This window comes from Streptomyces sp. S07_1.15 (assembly GCF_020739505.1).
Lineage (GTDB): Bacteria > Actinomycetota > Actinomycetes > Streptomycetales > Streptomycetaceae > Streptomyces > Streptomyces xinghaiensis.
Window position 1 is genome coordinate 115,058 of the sequence record NZ_JAJBZK010000002.1, and the last position, 13,768, is coordinate 128,825.

Consider the following 13,768-nt stretch of genomic DNA (forward strand, 5'->3'; position numbering starts at 1 on the left):
CGCCCCGGGACAGCCGTCGTAGCCGCCAAGCAGTGCGGCTGTCCCGGGCCCATCCCATCCCGTACGAGACGAGAGGGAGATCCTCAGTATGGACTCCGTCCTCCGCGCGCAGGCCCGGATCGGGCCACGCGCCCTTCTGATCACCGCTGCCGCCCTGCCGTTGACCGGCTGGACCGTGCACGCCGTCGCACTGCACAAGCGGCTCGCCGCCACCCGCCGCGACCCGCTGACCGGCCTCCTGCGCCGCGACTCCTACACCGCCCGCGCCCGCCGGCTCCTGGCCCGCCACGGCGACGACACCGCGGTGGTCATCGTCGACCAGGACCATTTCAAGGCCGTGAACGACACGATGGGCCACCCGGCCGGCGACGCCGTCCTCGCGGCGACCGCCGCCCGGCTCACCGCGTGGGCGGGCCCGCGCGCCGCCGTTGGCCGCCTCGGAGGCGATGAGTTCGCCGTCGTCCTGGCGCTGCCCGCCGCGCGCCTGGAACAGCGCCTTGCGCAGCTGGTCCGCATGCTGCACACCCCGGTCGTCCTGGACGACGGCCGCACCGTCGATGTCGCCGCCTCGGTCGGCGCCGCGGCCTCGCACGCGGTCGGCTCCCGCGATTTGACCGTGCTGCAGCGGGCCGCCGACGCGGCCCTGTACGACGGCAAGCACTCGGGGCGCGCGGCCGTTGCCTCGCCCGCGCACACCACGGTGCCGTCCATCAACGGCCGCCGCGCCGGGCGCCCGGGAACGGCCGTATGGGGGCGAGCCGCATGAGCACCATGCCCCTTCCCGAAGGTGACTGGATCCGCGGTATCAGCGTCCAGCAGCCGCACGCCACCTGCATCCTCACCGGCGACAAGGGCATCGAGAACCGTCCCCGGGCCTGGTTTTGGCGCGGGTGGATGCTCCTGCACGCGGGCCAGCGGATCGACCGGCCCGCCTTGCACGTCCCGCTGATCGCCCGCACGATCCGCGGCCGGGAGCTGACCACCGGAGCCGTGATCGGCGTGGCCCGCCTGGTCGACTGCCACCAGGACCCCGAGGACTCCCCGCCCTGCACGCCGTGGGCGCAGGCCGGCACCTGGCACCTGGTCCTCAAGGACGTCCAGGAGCTGCCTCTGCCGGTCCCCGCCGCCGGGCAGCTCGGGCCCTGGAAGCCGACCGAGGACCTGCTGGACCGCGTGTTCCAGCAGCTGCCCGCCTTCCGGCCATGACCCGCAGGGAACGCACGAAGCAGAAGCCGCCGTTCGAGCCGGGCCTGATCCCGGCTCCCGGCGAACTCCTCGTCTGGCGCGACGGCCAGCACTTCGACCGCTGGCAGGACCTCCCCTGCACGCTGTGCGGCCAGCCCACGCCCATGCGCTCCCACTCCGGCGAGCCCGTACACAAGGCGTGCGCTGAGGACTGGATCACCGCCAACCCTGTCGAGGCCCGCCGCGGGCGGTTCGCCTCCGACCTCACGCCGAAGCCCAAGTCCAAGGGCCAAGGCGACCACTCCTGACCTCCACCTGGAGGACCTCCATGAGCAGCACCTCCGGGCGCGACGCCGAACACGCTCTCGCCTATCCCGAACCGCCCGCTCATCCGCTGTGGCACCGCCACGGCCCCAAGACCCAGCCGCTCACGGCCGAGCAGCAGAAGCGCAACCACGAGCTGCTGAGACTCGCCGCGTGCACACCGCGCACCACCACCGCAGGGGAGAGCCGGTCATGTGCACCGACATGAAGCAGGCCCTCGAAGCCGAGGCCCTTGAAATCACCCCGCTCGGCAGTGACCAGATCACCCACGCCTCCGTGGTAGCCGCCCGCCACGCCCGCGACAAGGACGACCTCGCCGACCTGCTCGGCGCCCTCGGCCTGCCCTGTGCCGAAGACCACCTGACGCGGCTGCTACCGCACCTCACCAGCCCTGACATCCCCACCGGAGACTCCATGAACGCCCTCACCGCCACGGCCGCCTCCATGCTCAAGGACGGCGACAGCCCTGAACACGTCCGCAGCACCCTCCAGCTCTCGGAGAGCGAACTCACCAAAGCCGTGCAGCACGCCGACCTGCCGCCCGCCCTCACCACCGTCCCGGTCCCAGCGCCCGACGGCACAGCGGACACCGACGGAATCGAGGCCCTGCTCTCCTGGGCGGAGAACCACCCCGCCGCCGGCATCCGCAACAGGGCCGCCCGCGTCCGCAGCGACCTCACCGAGCTCACCGAGCGCCGCACCGCCGACGCCGCCCAGCAGAAGGCGGCAGAGCGCGTCGCCAAGGCCAAGGCCGAACTCGAAGCCGCGCAGGCGCAGCTGCGCGCGGTGAAAGCCGGCGGCCGCACCGCCACGACGACCGGGGACGGCACGCCCCTGACTTCTGCGGCTCGGACCGGTAAGCGCACCAAGGACGAGCTGGCCGCGATCCGGACGTGGGCACGCGCCAACGGCTACCACGTCGCCGACCGGGGAACCCCCGCCAAGGCCGTCCTGGACGCCTACGACGCCGCCCACCGCAGCACCAACCTGGCGGAGGCGGGCTGATGGACGCCATATCCCTCGTGCTGGACGGCTACTTGGAGGCCGAAGCCGAACGCGGCGACCGTGAGGGCACCGCCTCCTGGCGGCTGATCTCCTCCCCCACCGACCACCTGGTCAACGAGGCGATCATCCCCTGCACCACGACCGAACAGCAGGTCGTGGACGCCTTGTTCACCGAGTGCCGTCCCGGCGACCTACTGCGCGTCACCGGACACCTCGCCCTCCCCGACACCGCCGACGGCGTCATCCGGCTGCACGCCGACAGCGTCGAAATCCTCTGGGGAGTGCCGACTGTGGACCCGCCGGAGGACGACGTCACGGATGCGGACGGCACCGACGTGGAAGCGGACCGCAACGCCGCGATCCACACCCTCGCCGAAGCCCTCACCGGCCTCGGCCACCAAGCACCCGGGCAGAGCATCCGGCTCCGCATCAGCCCGAACAACATCCACGAACCGGGCCTGGAGCACTGCCACAGCATCGACATCACCCCGGCGACGGCACACCGGCTCGCCGACCAGATCGACGCGATGAACTGCTACCAGCACTGCGAGCGCCCGGACACCGGCACCGCCCTGGACCCCGAGACCGTCGCCGAACTGGCCGAAGTGTTCGAGGGCATCAACCTCGTCGATCTCACCGGGGCTGTTCTCAACGCGACCCGGCCCGAGCACCGGCTCACCGTCATCCGGGCCATGGACGACGTGTTCGGCGAGATTCCAGATCCCGAAGACACCGGCCCGTGACAGCGGCTCCCACCAGTCCCTGAACAACGAGCACACCACCACCACCCACCAACCGACCCCGGGGCGGCGGCCGCTGCGAGGCAGCAGACCGCCGCCCCGGGCCTCGTCACATCCGTCCCCACGGAGGACACACATGACGACCACCCAGACCGCCCTCCCCGGCTGGCTCATCGAGGCCGAAACCGCTCACCAGAAGCAGCAGCGCTCCGCCGCCGCGGCCGCGCTCCGCCGCGCCAAACAGCACGCCAGGCAGATCAACACCCGGCTGGCCGACCTCGGCATCGAGCCCATCAAGCACGCCAGCGTCGGCCCCCGCGGGCAGGTGCAGCCGGCCAAGCTCGTCGGAGCCGACTATGAGCAGCAGACCTACGAGGTGCGCGCCGTGTGGAGCGAGCAAGACGAGACGGTCGAACTGCACACCGCCGACTGGGAGTCTCCCAGCCCGGAGTTCGGCCGCGTACGGCTACTGCAAACGCTCGCCGACGTCGCCGCCGCCCGCCGCGAAACCCCAACCATCCCCGCCCGGCGGCGCGACTACCGACTCGAAGCCGTCGACGCGATGAACTACCAGGCCGACCACCTTTCCAGCGGCGACGTCGAAGCCCTCGTCAGGGCCATCAACGGCATCACGGCGGCGCTCCTCATGACCACCACCAACCCCACCACCTGACAGAACAAGCACCACACCCCAAGCGCCACGCCCTGCCTCCCCGGCCGGGCGTGGCGCCTTCAGGAGCACCGCAACACCCTCGCTGCCCGCTGAGGGGCACCAAGCGTCCGTCACCGGTTGGGCCGACGCGACACCCAGCGCGGCCGCCCGGCTCACTACGACACCTGCGTCCTGAGATGACGCTCCCCCATGGCTGTGCCTGTGGCATCGGCCCTCTGACCGAAAGCGAAGGAAACCATGCCCTACCTGGCCGACAGCGCTCTCTTCCCCGTCCGGCCTGCCATCTGGATCCAATGGGAGACCTGCGAGTGGATCCACCAAGGTCACGTCACCGAGGCCACCGCCAACAAAGCGCTCGTTCAGCCCGCCGACTCCGACTACGACTCGATGGAGACCGTGCCCGGCACCCTCCGCCACCTGTGGATGCGCTTCGCCGAGCACGACCCCCAGGCAGGCTGCGACGACGACTGGTGTAACTGCCCCCGTAGCGAAGGCGAGGACTACCTGTGGTGGGAGACCACCACCCAGGGCGCTGACGGGGCCATCCCCATCACCTGGCTCACCGCACGCAGCGTCGCACCCATGGAGCGGACCGCCGTATGACCTCACGAGAGCCAAGCCAGGAGGAACCATCCAGGGCGAACTGCTGGATCTGCGCAGAACCCGGAGCTGAGCCCACGCGCACCCTGCTCGGCTTCAAGAAGCCCGTCTGTCCGCCCGGCAAAGGCCTGTGCGGCAGACCCGCCAAGAACAAGCCGCGCCGCTGATGACGATAGCGAAAGGCCCCGCACCCGAACCTCCGTCGGGTGCGGGGCCTTTCTGCGTTCTGAATCGAGCCCGGTGGTGCCGCTGTCGGCGCGAGGAGCCCCGCCGATCCTTTACCGCGGTAAAGGGGGGCGGCCCGCCGACGTCGTCGCCTGCACTCGCGCGTGCCTTGCCACGCCGGCCGCGGGCCCGCAACCGCCTCGGTCCGAAGTGCTCCGGACTCCTCACCCCCGCGGGCGCGGCCTCCCTTATGGACGGATCAGCGAACGCAACACCGGCACGCTGAGACCCACGGCGCCCAGTCCCGCCAGAACCGCTCCAGAAGCGGAGAAGTACGAGAGGAAGGTGAGCACGCCGACGATCAGCCCGATGAGCACCGCAGTCAGGAGGACGACAGCGGTGTGCAGGGTGATGAAGGGCGGCTCCGGCGGCGGGGGAACTGGCGAACTCACGTGCGCTCCAGCGGTTGTTGGTGATGATGTCATCCGCTCATACGTCGCGGCCGGCCCAGCACCCCACGGCTGAAATCCGTGCTGCGGCCACAGAAAAGATCTTGAAAAAGTCCGTGGGGTGCCCGGCGGTAGGTGACTTACAAGGGGTCGTCTTCGTGCTCTGCCGCCCCAGTTCGGAAGCTTGCGACGGGCTGGGGCGGCAGAGGACGGAGCCGACCCCCTGCTGTTCGGGGGCGGCGGCGACAACCGGAAGGGGAGGCAATGAGGGGCGACGACGAGGCGGCGGGCCAGGGGTCCGCAGTCGCGCGCGCCCGGCACCTACAACCTGTTGCAGGTGAGCAGGGACGACTTCTCGGCGGGCCGGTGCCTCTCAAAGCCCAGCGTGAGATGAATGCCGTCGACGCGCAGCAGGCCAAGAAGCTGCAGGAGAACTTGGACCGGCGGATGGCCGACAAGCGGATGGTCCAGCTGCTGTCGCAGAGCGGTTTCGCCGGACCGCACTACGTCCGTTTCGAGGATGAGCTCGCCCGGTACGGGATCTCGGTGTTACGGGGCTGGCTGTACTCCGGCTACGTGTTCAAGCTCGTCGCCTCGCGCGGCTTCGACCTCAAACCGCACGAGCTGGAGCTGGAGGAACTGGCCCATGACAGTGATCTACGGGAGGAGCTGGCGATGATGACCGTCGCCCGGGCTCTCCCGGTCTTCCGGCAGCGTGCCTTGGTGGAGGCCGGGTGGCGGGCGGAAGGCGGCGCCAGTATCGCCACCTACTTCATGGGGGCGTCCGCGTACCAGTTCCCCAACGAGTACCGGCGCCACCGCGTGCAGCAGAAACGGTGGCGCCGTAGTCAGGCGACCGAGCAGATAACCACCGAGGGCCGATTCGCGGTGCAAGGCGTCGCCGAAGAGGTAGTGGGCAAGCTGCGGGTGCTCAAGGAGCTCCAGGACATCAACGACCCACGGACCCAAGTCGCCGTCGCCCTGACGATCGACGGTTACACCCAAGAGGAGATCCAGCAGCTCCTAGACGCCACGTCAATCCGCGCGATCGAAGGGTTGTTGTACCGGTGGCGGACGAAGGCGAAGCAGCACGAAGGAAGAGGCTTTCATGGGTGACCAGAACGACGACTTCAACCAGCTGCTGGAGGGGACGTCTCTGGGAAGCCGCGGAGCCCGCGAGCTTCGCGCCCGAACGCCGGCCTTCCGGTCCCGTGCCGTGCGCTCCATCGCTGGCTCAGGCTGGTGGCATCGCTATGCCGACGTGCTACCGAACTGGTACCCGACATACGTTGGCCTGGAGGAAGCGGCGTCTCTGATTCGCACCCATGAGGTGCACTTTGTGCCCGGCCTGCTGCAGACCAAGGCGTACGCCCGCGCAATCATGCGGAGCGGCTCGGCAACCGCAAGCGAGGGGGAAGTCGAGAGGCTTGTGGCGGCGCGTCTGGAACGTCAGAAGCGCCTGGTCTCCGAGACGCCCCCGCTGCTCCATGTGGTTCTGGACGAATCCCTCCTGCGCCGCCCGTACGGCGGTCGTGAGGTGATGCGGGACCAGCTTCATCATCTGATCGGCCTGTCCGAGGTAGAGAACGTGCGGCTGCAGATCCGACCGCTCGATGGCGGGCGCCCCAGCGGGGCTGGCGCCTTCACCATCCTCACTTTCCCGGAGCCTGACCTATCGGACATTGTCTACCTGGAGCAGCTCACCAGCGCCCTCTACCTGGACAAGCGACAGGAGGTGGACGAGTACGAGAGTGCGCTGCGGGGCTTGCAGGAGGACAGTCTCGTCCCGGACAAGAGCCGTGATCTGTTGTGGAAGCTCATGCGGCTTTTCTGAGTACGGCCAGGGAGGGCCCGGCAGGCTCAAGGCTGTCTGGAGTCTCCACGGGATGCGGGGTGTGCACGACAGCCTGTCCCAAGGCCCGCGCCGACTCTCTGGCCTGAACTGCATCTCAGGGTGCCTCAGAGGGGGCCGTTCGGCTTCGCCTGCTGCTGAAGAGGAAGGCCCCGCGCCCGGACTCTGCCGGGTGCGAGGCCTCTCTGCGCTGACTGTCGTCTACAGGTCTGCCGAGAGCAGCTCGACCACCTGCCTGCGGAAGTCGGCTGTGCTTGCAGCGCGCAGATCCGCGACGAAGTTCTCTGGTGACCCGAGGAGTTCGAGGTACCGGCCGATCGCCTTGTGCCGCTCTTGGGGCTCCAGCTTGCCGAAGAAGATGTCCATGCTGGCCTCCCCGTCAGCCCACGGCATCTTCATCACCTTCTTGCCGTGCGCCGACTCTCCCGGGGTCGCTCGCTGGTCGGGCAGAGGCAGTGCGCTGTCAACTACCTCAGCCGGTTCCGGAGCCGGAAGATCCTCGGTCGGCTTTACCGCGGTAAAGCCGGGTGAGCCGTCACCTGCCGGCGCGACCGGTGTCTGGTGGTCCTTTACCGCGGTAAAGGACTGACCGTCGCCCGCTTCCTCGGGTGCCGGCTCGCGAGTCGCCGCATCGGCTGGAGTCCCGCGCCGTGGCCGCTTCGGCTGGGCCTTCTCCTCGACACGCTCAGTGCTTCTGGCCTGCCAAGCCGCTGCCTGCTGGTCCTTGGGCAGCTTCGCCAGTGCGCGGGTCTCCCGGACGGGAAGCTCCCCGGAGCTCACCAGGCTCTGCAGCTCCGGGGCCAGGTCCAGCAGGTACATCTGCTGGGTGACCCAGCCGGCCGACTTCCCGTAGTGCTCGGCCACTATGGCTTTGCCGCCGAGCTCTTCGACCATAGTCTGGATGCCGAGAGCCCGCTCGATGGGATCGAGGTCTTCCCGGTCGTTGTTCTCCGAGAGGACCGCGTCGAGGAAGTCTGCGCGTGAGCTGGCAATCTCGTCATCGACGACGACTTCCAGGGTCGGCAGGCCGGCAGCGAGAGAGCCGCGGTAGCGCCGTTCCCCGTTGGCGATGACGTAGGGGGCGCTGCCGACGTTGTCCGCCTCGTCCGGCCACAGGTGGAGGTAGGCCTCCCGTGTGACTGCCACCGCCGGCTGGAGTTGCTTCTTCTTGAGCTTCAGCCCGAACTCGAGCAGGTCTGCTTCGCTGCCGAAGTTGCGGCGGGGGTTGAAGCGGGTGCAGACCAGTTGCGTGAGAGGGAGCGTCCGCAGCCGGCTGTCGGGGGCCCCGGTGGTGGGCGCCCCGGTGGTGGCGGCGACGGCCTGGCGTCGGGCGCTGACCCCGCCCCGGGTCCGGCCGAAGGATGCTCCAGTGCCGAGCTGGTCGGCGACGCGGCTCATGAGATCTCCCTGGCCAGTGCGCGGAACGTGACGGCCTGTTCGCCGGAGGGGGCGAATGACAGCAAGGGCTGCTTGAGGCGGACTGCCTTGCGCTGGTCCGTGAGGTCGCCGATCACAGCGACGACCTTGGGGTCCTTGATGTCTATCCAGGCTTCGAGGGACGACGTGGCGATGAAGCCGCGGCGCGGGTCGTAGAGGTTGACCACGATGCCGAGGTAATCGACCTCGACGGACATGTCGCTGCGCAGGTCTTCGATCTGGGTGACCAGCAGATCATAGGCGTCGGCGCTGCTGTCCTCGGCCTGGACCACGATCAGCGGGCCGGAGTTGCCCGGGGGTTCGTCGTCGCGTCGGCGCCCGTAGTAGATCGCGGTGTCCATGCTCAGCCCCAGGCTGGGCGGGCAGTCCACGATGATCTCGTCATAGAACGGCTCGATCGGAGCCAGCGCGCGCTCCAGCGCCGCTTCCCGGAACCGGACCTTGGACAGGGCGACGTCCAGGAGGAAGCCGTCCTGGCAGCCGGGAAGCAGGTCGAGACGGTTGCCGTACCGGTCATCGGCTATGGGCACGATCAGCTCGCGGATGTCGCCCTTGGCTTCGCCCGTCATGTGCTTGCCGAGGCTCTCCACATCCGGAGCCATCGGGATTTCTTCTTGCCCGAGCTGCTTCGTGAGGTGCCGCTGGGGGTCGAAGTCGATCAGAAGGGTGCGACGGCCCAGACCGGGGAGGTCCTCGACCTCGAGCGGGCTGGTCTCCTGACCGCCGAGTTGGGCGGCGAAGTGCTTGGAGATACGGACGGGGTGGAGCGCGTCCGGGTTCTCGGCGAAGGCTTCACCGAGGCCAGCGGCGACAGCGGTCTTCCCGACGCCGCCCTTCTGATTGCAGACGATGCGTCGCCGTGGGTGCTTGGGCCGTTCGATGCTGGGGGCGGGGTTCGTCTCCAGCCACAACTGCACTGACTGGGCGAGTCCCTGAATGAGGGAGACCTTGCGGTCGGCTGCGGCTTGCCGGAAGACCTCCCACTGGCCGTAGGGGAGGAAGGTGGAGAAGGAGTCTGCGCCGGAAGTGTCCACCGGGCCGCCGGTGGCGGCCAGATCGATCCACGCAGCGATGCCTTGCTCCACGGCCGTCTGGATGTCGATGCCGTGCTGGGCTGCTCTGATTTTCAGGTCCTGCCGGAGCCATCCCGGCAGTTTGGAGACGACCTTCTCGCGGTCGCCCGAGGTGGCTGGAGAACTCATGCTGGATACCTTACTAACGTCAAAGATCAAAGCAGAGTATCGGCACGTTAGATTCCCCCGTCTGGTGTGTGATCCTGCGCCACGGTCGGGCTTTACCGCGGTAAAGCCCGACCGTGGCGCAGGCGTAGCCCAACCTCACCAGCGCGCAGGCAATGAGCCAGCCCGGACTCCGGAACCCGGCAGAGAGATCACCAGGTTGCGCAACAGCACCCACAGCCCTCGAGCCTGCTGCCTGACCTGAACAACTCCATCAGGCCGTGCGGCGTGGGTGGTCACCCTGCCGCCATGGTGAACGACCTTCTACACAGCGGAACACGGCCGGAGCAGGAGGCAGACACCCCCTGTGATGAAGAGGCCTCGGTGAGAGACTGAACCGGCGATGTTCTCGACGCTCGTGGGGAGATGGGCACCTCGTGGAGCAGATGCGACTGGGGCGCACACACCGCATCTTGATCGGGGTGGTGGTCGCCGGTGCCGTGCTGATCGCGGCGATCGGCTTCGCCGGTTCGTACGCGGCGGTCCGCGACCTCGCCGAGCAGAAAGGGTTCGGCGCCTTCTCCGTCGTCTTCCCCATCGGGATCGACGCGGGGATCGTCGTCCTGCTCGCCCTGGACCTGCTGCTGACCTGGATCCGCATCCCCTTCCCCCTGCTGCGGCAGACCGCCTGGCTGCTCACCGCCGCCACCATCGCCTTCAACGGCGCCGCGGCCTGGCCCGACCCGCTGGGCGTCGGCATGCACGCCGTCATCCCCGTCCTCTTCGTCGTCTCCGTCGAGGCCGCCCGGCACGCCATCGGCCGGATCGCCGACATCACCGCCGACAAGCACATGGAGGGCGTACGCCTCTCCCGCTGGCTGCTGGCCTTCCCCTCCACCTTCCGGCTCTGGCGCCGGATGAAGCTGTGGGAACTGCGCTCCTACGACGAGGTCATCCGCCTCGAACAGGACCGCCTCGTCTACCAGGCCCGCCTCCGCGCCCGCTACGGCCGCGCCTGGCGCCGCAAGGCACCGGTCGAGTCGATGATGCCGCTCCGGCTGGCCCGCTACGGCATCCCGCTCGCCGAGACCGCGCCCGACGGACTCGCCGCCGCCGGCATCGACCCGGCCACCCCCGCCGCCGTACGCCCCTCACCGCGCCGCCCCGAACTCACCGCCGCCGAACACCACCCGGCACCCGACGAGGACGACCACCAGCGTTCGGCCGCCGAGGGCAGGGAAGAGCCCACCCCCAGGTCAGGCGCCCGGCGCTCCCCGGAGCACTCAGCCGCCGGCGGTACCGCGCCGCTCACCAGGTCCGACCTCCCAGCCGACTACGCCGGGGCAGGACCGGAGCCGTCCGGCAGGAACGTTGATCCTTTAGGGAGCAGCGTGGCGGAAGCAGACGCGGGACCCGCCTCACCGGAAACCTCTCACCCGCCGACGCCGGAGCCCGATGAGGAGGCATACGGTGAGGCGTTCCACCGGTACGTCAGGGAGCGCAGCGACTATCCCAACGCGCGCCAGTTCGGCCTCTACCTGATGGACTTCTACGGCATCCGGGACCGCACCGGTGCTCCGATACCTGAGCCGGAACTGCGCCCCATTCTGAAGGAACTCCGGGAGCAGGCGGACGCGACGGTGCGGCGGGTGCACGACGGCGGAACTGCCAGGCCCGGCATGACCGGTCCAGCCGTGGGCGACCACCGGCCGCCGGGACGTCCGGCCGTTCATCGGGGCGCCCCGGCGACCAGTGCCCGCGTGGGGCTTGGTGGTGTGGCGGCGCAGCCGGCCACGAGCCCGTCACCGGACGTGGCAGTTCCGGCTCAGAACGCGGAAGGTCTGGAGCGTTCCTCGGGTGGGGGAGCGGCCACAGCTCGCGTGCCGGAGCAGTCTCCGGAGCCGGACGAGGAGCAGCTGCGGATCCAGCGGGTCGTCTCATGGCTGGAGGAAGCCGAGAGGGCGGGTAAGAAACTCGCCGGCGCGGAAGTTGCCCGGCGCCTGGGCGTATCGCCCAGCACCGGCCAGCGAGCGGTGAGGAAGGCCAAAGCGGTCAGGAAGGAACAGCCGCGGGAAGACGGCCGCACCCGCCTTCGGTCCGTCGGCCGCAATACCTGAGCCCGACTAACGGTCACGCCGCACGGTGGCCGTAAAGCTGACGGATCGGTCACGGCCCTTCACCTGGCTCGGTGCCCCACACCGGGGCCCGTGACCGATTCCCTCGATCCGGTCACCGGTCACTGACCGTTCAGCTCCGATCGGTCCCCATGCCGCCGCCCGCTGCGGCGGCCTCCGCTGCTGCCGGAGCGGTCCCGCGCCCGGTGGCACCGCACAGCCGGGGGCGGCCCTCGCGCCCCGGGTGCAGAGGGCACACGGCCGCCGTGGTCATCCTGATGGTCAGCGGTGTGGTCAGCCTGACCATGCAGGCCACAGCCCTGCCGCCAGTCCCCGGCCATCTCAGGAGAGCACGGCCGGACAGGGATGTCCGCGGCTACGAACAGTGCCGCCGACCACCCAGTCCCCCTGCGCCGGATGCAACCGGACTGTGATCACCGGTCACCGATCTCGGCCAGATGACTGGTTAGGGACAGCCTGTGTGCTCGAACCATGCAGCCCCATGCTTCCCCACTCTTCACGTCTCGGTACACCGTCGGCCGGTCTTCGGTCTCCGGCCATCGGTCACCGGCCGGAGCGCGTGACCGATCCACCGCGTGTCCCCAGGACCCACCTCATCCACTGGCTGATGACCGGTCACCGGGAGAGCGGGAATGAGCGGCGTCGACGCGACCGCCTACGTCATGCGGCTCAAGCTCCGCACCCCAGCGCACAAACTGGTGCTGCTCGCGCTGGCGACCCGATGCGATCAGGCCTACTCCTGCTTCCCCTCCCGGGCCCTGGTCGCAGGGGAGGCTCTGGTGAGCGAGGAGCGCGCGAAGACCATCCTGCGCGATCTACGCCGCGACGGCTTCGTCTCCGCCCGGCAGCGCTACCGGGACAACGGCTCCAAGACGTCCAACCGGTACTACTTGCACGGGCCGTGGGACCACTGGGGCGGCACCCGCACGCCGTTCGAGGAGATCGCCCACTACGGCCGGGCCGACGACCGCTATGCCGCCGTCCGGGAGGGCGACTTCATCCCGCGCCCGGCCCGTCCGAATCCGGAGAACGGGGCAGGGGGCGCCGACGACCCCTCCCCTCAACGTCCCCTGGGAGGGGTTGCGGGCAACCCCTCCCAGGGGACACCGGCAGTACCCAGGCAGGGTATTGCCCACAACCCCTCCCTAACCGATCACCATGAACCCACTAAGGGAATCGGTACGGACGTCCGGAGGACCGCGGGTGGTTTGCCGGCACTCCTGCGGGCCGAAAGCGGCTGCGCTGCCGAAACGCACAGCGGCGCCAGCCGCGCGGCCGAGGGTGCGGGGAAGAAGAGAGCCAGGCGGCGCACCGTGTCCACCCGCCCGCGTCGCCGCCCGCCGGGCTTCGAGACCGTCGCCCAGGCACTGCCGCCACAGGTACAGCCCGCCCATCCCGGCTCTCCGCTCGCGCCGACGCTCGTCCGTGCGATCTGCGACGCGCTCACCGGCGTTCCCGCCGACCAGCCCGGCACCTACCGGATCCCCCCGCGGACCCCTGAGCAGCTGATCGCACGGATCAACCGGCGCTGGTACCGCACAGATGGGCCGGAGCGCACTGCCCCGGACTACCGCGGCCCGGACCGCATCCGCCGCCCCGTCGGTTACATCGCCGCCTTGCTCACTATCCAGGAATGCCCCGATCCCAGTTGCGAGGATGGCATCCTCATCGGCACCGGCATTCCCTGCCGCGCCTGCACACAGCGGCGCACGGAGGAGGAACAAGCCCGGCGCGCCACAGAAGGCGCAGCCGAGGCACTTTGCCAGCAGCAGAGAGTTCTCGAAGAACAGCAGGCCGCCGCCCAGGCGCGCGAAACAGCGGCCGCACGCCGCGAGCAGACCGTCCGTCAGCGCTTGGCTTCGTCCGGCCTGTGGGGAGAACTGCTGGAGTACAAGGTCGCGGAGCACATGGCCCAGTGGCACGCGGCGACCTCGGTAGGCGGGCCGGCTGAGCCCCGCCACGGGCAGGCCCGTTGGATCTCCCCGTAAGGGAACACCGAGGCTGCCCATGGTGGTGCTCCGCTCC

15 protein-coding genes are annotated in these 13,768 nt (G+C 69.5%); 12 read left to right on the forward strand and 3 right to left on the reverse strand.

The window, feature by feature from the left end; genetic code table 11:
• The first annotated feature begins 88 nt into the window (after positions 1-88).
• The 8 genes from LIX60_RS31140 (at position 89) to LIX60_RS31175 (ending at position 4,530) form a co-directional block, all read left to right on the forward strand.
• Positions 89-766, forward strand: a complete 678-nt coding sequence (locus tag LIX60_RS31140) for a GGDEF domain-containing protein (protein WP_227963090.1) — start codon at positions 89-91, stop codon at positions 764-766.
• Positions 763-1,206, forward strand: coding sequence for a hypothetical protein (locus LIX60_RS31145; protein WP_227963091.1), 444 nt, complete (start codon positions 763-765; stop codon positions 1,204-1,206). The genes LIX60_RS31140 and LIX60_RS31145 overlap by 4 nt, the downstream gene beginning before the upstream one ends.
• On the forward strand, positions 1,203-1,493 hold the full coding sequence (locus tag LIX60_RS31150) for a hypothetical protein (protein ID WP_227963092.1): 291 nt from the start codon (positions 1,203-1,205) through the stop codon (positions 1,491-1,493). Before LIX60_RS31145 ends, LIX60_RS31150 begins: the two co-directional genes overlap by 4 nt.
• A 20-nt stretch (positions 1,494-1,513) precedes the next feature.
• Entirely contained in the window at positions 1,514-1,717 is a 204-nt protein-coding gene (locus LIX60_RS31155) for a hypothetical protein (RefSeq protein WP_227963093.1), read from the forward strand.
• Positions 1,702-2,514, forward strand: coding sequence for a histone-like nucleoid-structuring protein Lsr2 (locus LIX60_RS31160; protein ID WP_227963094.1), 813 nt, complete (start codon positions 1,702-1,704; stop codon positions 2,512-2,514). The genes LIX60_RS31155 and LIX60_RS31160 overlap by 16 nt, the downstream gene beginning before the upstream one ends.
• Positions 2,514-3,257, forward strand: a complete 744-nt coding sequence (locus LIX60_RS31165) for a hypothetical protein (RefSeq protein WP_227963095.1) — start codon at positions 2,514-2,516, stop codon at positions 3,255-3,257. The genes LIX60_RS31160 and LIX60_RS31165 overlap by 1 nt, the downstream gene beginning before the upstream one ends.
• A 133-nt stretch (positions 3,258-3,390) precedes the next feature.
• Positions 3,391-3,927 carry a hypothetical protein gene (locus tag LIX60_RS31170; protein ID WP_227963096.1) on the forward strand — a complete coding sequence of 179 codons (537 nt, stop codon included), beginning with the start codon at positions 3,391-3,393 and terminating at the stop codon, positions 3,925-3,927.
• Between the two features lie 237 nt (positions 3,928-4,164).
• Positions 4,165-4,530 (forward strand): hypothetical protein, encoded by a 366-nt coding sequence (locus tag LIX60_RS31175; RefSeq protein WP_019711974.1) that lies wholly within the window; start codon positions 4,165-4,167, stop codon positions 4,528-4,530.
• 410 nt (positions 4,531-4,940) lie between these two features.
• Here the strand turns inward: LIX60_RS31175 and LIX60_RS31180 are convergent, their stop codons facing one another.
• Positions 4,941-5,144: a hypothetical protein gene (locus LIX60_RS31180; protein ID WP_019711973.1), complete on the reverse strand. Its 204-nt coding sequence runs from the start codon at positions 5,142-5,144 to the stop codon at positions 4,941-4,943.
• Positions 5,145-5,405: 261 nt separating this feature from the next.
• Here LIX60_RS31180 and LIX60_RS31185 point away from each other — a divergent pair, with 261 nt between their 5' ends.
• Both LIX60_RS31185 and LIX60_RS31190 read left to right on the forward strand, forming a co-directional pair.
• On the forward strand, positions 5,406-6,257 hold the full coding sequence (locus tag LIX60_RS31185) for a hypothetical protein (RefSeq protein WP_227963097.1): 852 nt from the start codon (positions 5,406-5,408) through the stop codon (positions 6,255-6,257).
• Positions 6,250-6,975 carry a DUF5753 domain-containing protein gene (locus LIX60_RS31190; RefSeq protein WP_227963098.1) on the forward strand — a complete coding sequence of 242 codons (726 nt, stop codon included), beginning with the start codon at positions 6,250-6,252 and terminating at the stop codon, positions 6,973-6,975. The genes LIX60_RS31185 and LIX60_RS31190 overlap by 8 nt, the downstream gene beginning before the upstream one ends.
• A 219-nt stretch (positions 6,976-7,194) precedes the next feature.
• Here LIX60_RS31190 and LIX60_RS31195 read toward each other — a convergent pair whose 3' ends face one another.
• Complete coding sequence (locus LIX60_RS31195) at positions 7,195-8,391, reverse strand: ParB/RepB/Spo0J family partition protein (RefSeq protein WP_227963099.1); 1,197 nt, start codon at positions 8,389-8,391, stop codon at positions 7,195-7,197.
• Complete coding sequence (locus LIX60_RS31200; protein ID WP_019711969.1) at positions 8,388-9,632, reverse strand: ParA family protein; 1,245 nt, start codon at positions 9,630-9,632, stop codon at positions 8,388-8,390. The genes LIX60_RS31195 and LIX60_RS31200 overlap by 4 nt, the downstream gene beginning before the upstream one ends.
• A 422-nt stretch (positions 9,633-10,054) precedes the next feature.
• Between LIX60_RS31200 and LIX60_RS31205 the strand changes: the two genes are divergently transcribed.
• Together LIX60_RS31205 and LIX60_RS31210 are read left to right on the forward strand one after the other, a co-directional pair.
• Positions 10,055-11,725: a DUF2637 domain-containing protein gene (locus LIX60_RS31205; protein WP_227963126.1), complete on the forward strand. Its 1,671-nt coding sequence runs from the start codon at positions 10,055-10,057 to the stop codon at positions 11,723-11,725.
• A gap of 650 nt (positions 11,726-12,375) precedes the next feature.
• A complete protein-coding gene (locus LIX60_RS31210; protein WP_227963100.1) occupies positions 12,376-13,731 on the forward strand; it encodes a helix-turn-helix domain-containing protein in 1,356 nt (451 codons plus the stop codon).
• The last annotated feature ends 37 nt before the right edge of the window (positions 13,732-13,768 follow it).

Excerpts from the sequence above, each read along its gene's own strand:
- LIX60_RS31160 (WP_227963094.1), top strand. The coding sequence starts at position 1,702 with ATGTGCACCGACATGAAGCAGGCCCTCGAAGCCGAGGCCCTTGAAATC.
- LIX60_RS31150 (WP_227963092.1), top strand. The coding sequence starts at position 1,203 with ATGACCCGCAGGGAACGCACGAAGCAGAAGCCGCCGTTCGAGCCGGGC.
- LIX60_RS31190 (WP_227963098.1), top strand. The coding sequence starts at position 6,250 with ATGGGTGACCAGAACGACGACTTCAACCAGCTGCTGGAGGGGACGTCT.
- LIX60_RS31175 (WP_019711974.1), top strand. The coding sequence starts at position 4,165 with ATGCCCTACCTGGCCGACAGCGCTCTCTTCCCCGTCCGGCCTGCCATC.
- LIX60_RS31185 (WP_227963097.1), top strand. The coding sequence starts at position 5,406 with ATGAGGGGCGACGACGAGGCGGCGGGCCAGGGGTCCGCAGTCGCGCGC.
- LIX60_RS31145 (WP_227963091.1), top strand. The coding sequence starts at position 763 with ATGAGCACCATGCCCCTTCCCGAAGGTGACTGGATCCGCGGTATCAGC.
- LIX60_RS31140 (WP_227963090.1), top strand. The coding sequence starts at position 89 with ATGGACTCCGTCCTCCGCGCGCAGGCCCGGATCGGGCCACGCGCCCTT.
- LIX60_RS31200 (WP_019711969.1), bottom strand. The coding sequence starts at position 9,632 with ATGAGTTCTCCAGCCACCTCGGGCGACCGCGAGAAGGTCGTCTCCAAA.
- LIX60_RS31210 (WP_227963100.1), top strand. The coding sequence starts at position 12,376 with ATGAGCGGCGTCGACGCGACCGCCTACGTCATGCGGCTCAAGCTCCGC.
- LIX60_RS31205 (WP_227963126.1), top strand. The coding sequence starts at position 10,055 with ATGCGACTGGGGCGCACACACCGCATCTTGATCGGGGTGGTGGTCGCC.
- LIX60_RS31155 (WP_227963093.1), top strand. The coding sequence starts at position 1,514 with ATGAGCAGCACCTCCGGGCGCGACGCCGAACACGCTCTCGCCTATCCC.
- LIX60_RS31165 (WP_227963095.1), top strand. The coding sequence starts at position 2,514 with ATGGACGCCATATCCCTCGTGCTGGACGGCTACTTGGAGGCCGAAGCC.
- LIX60_RS31195 (WP_227963099.1), bottom strand. The coding sequence starts at position 8,391 with ATGAGCCGCGTCGCCGACCAGCTCGGCACTGGAGCATCCTTCGGCCGG.
- LIX60_RS31170 (WP_227963096.1), top strand. The coding sequence starts at position 3,391 with ATGACGACCACCCAGACCGCCCTCCCCGGCTGGCTCATCGAGGCCGAA.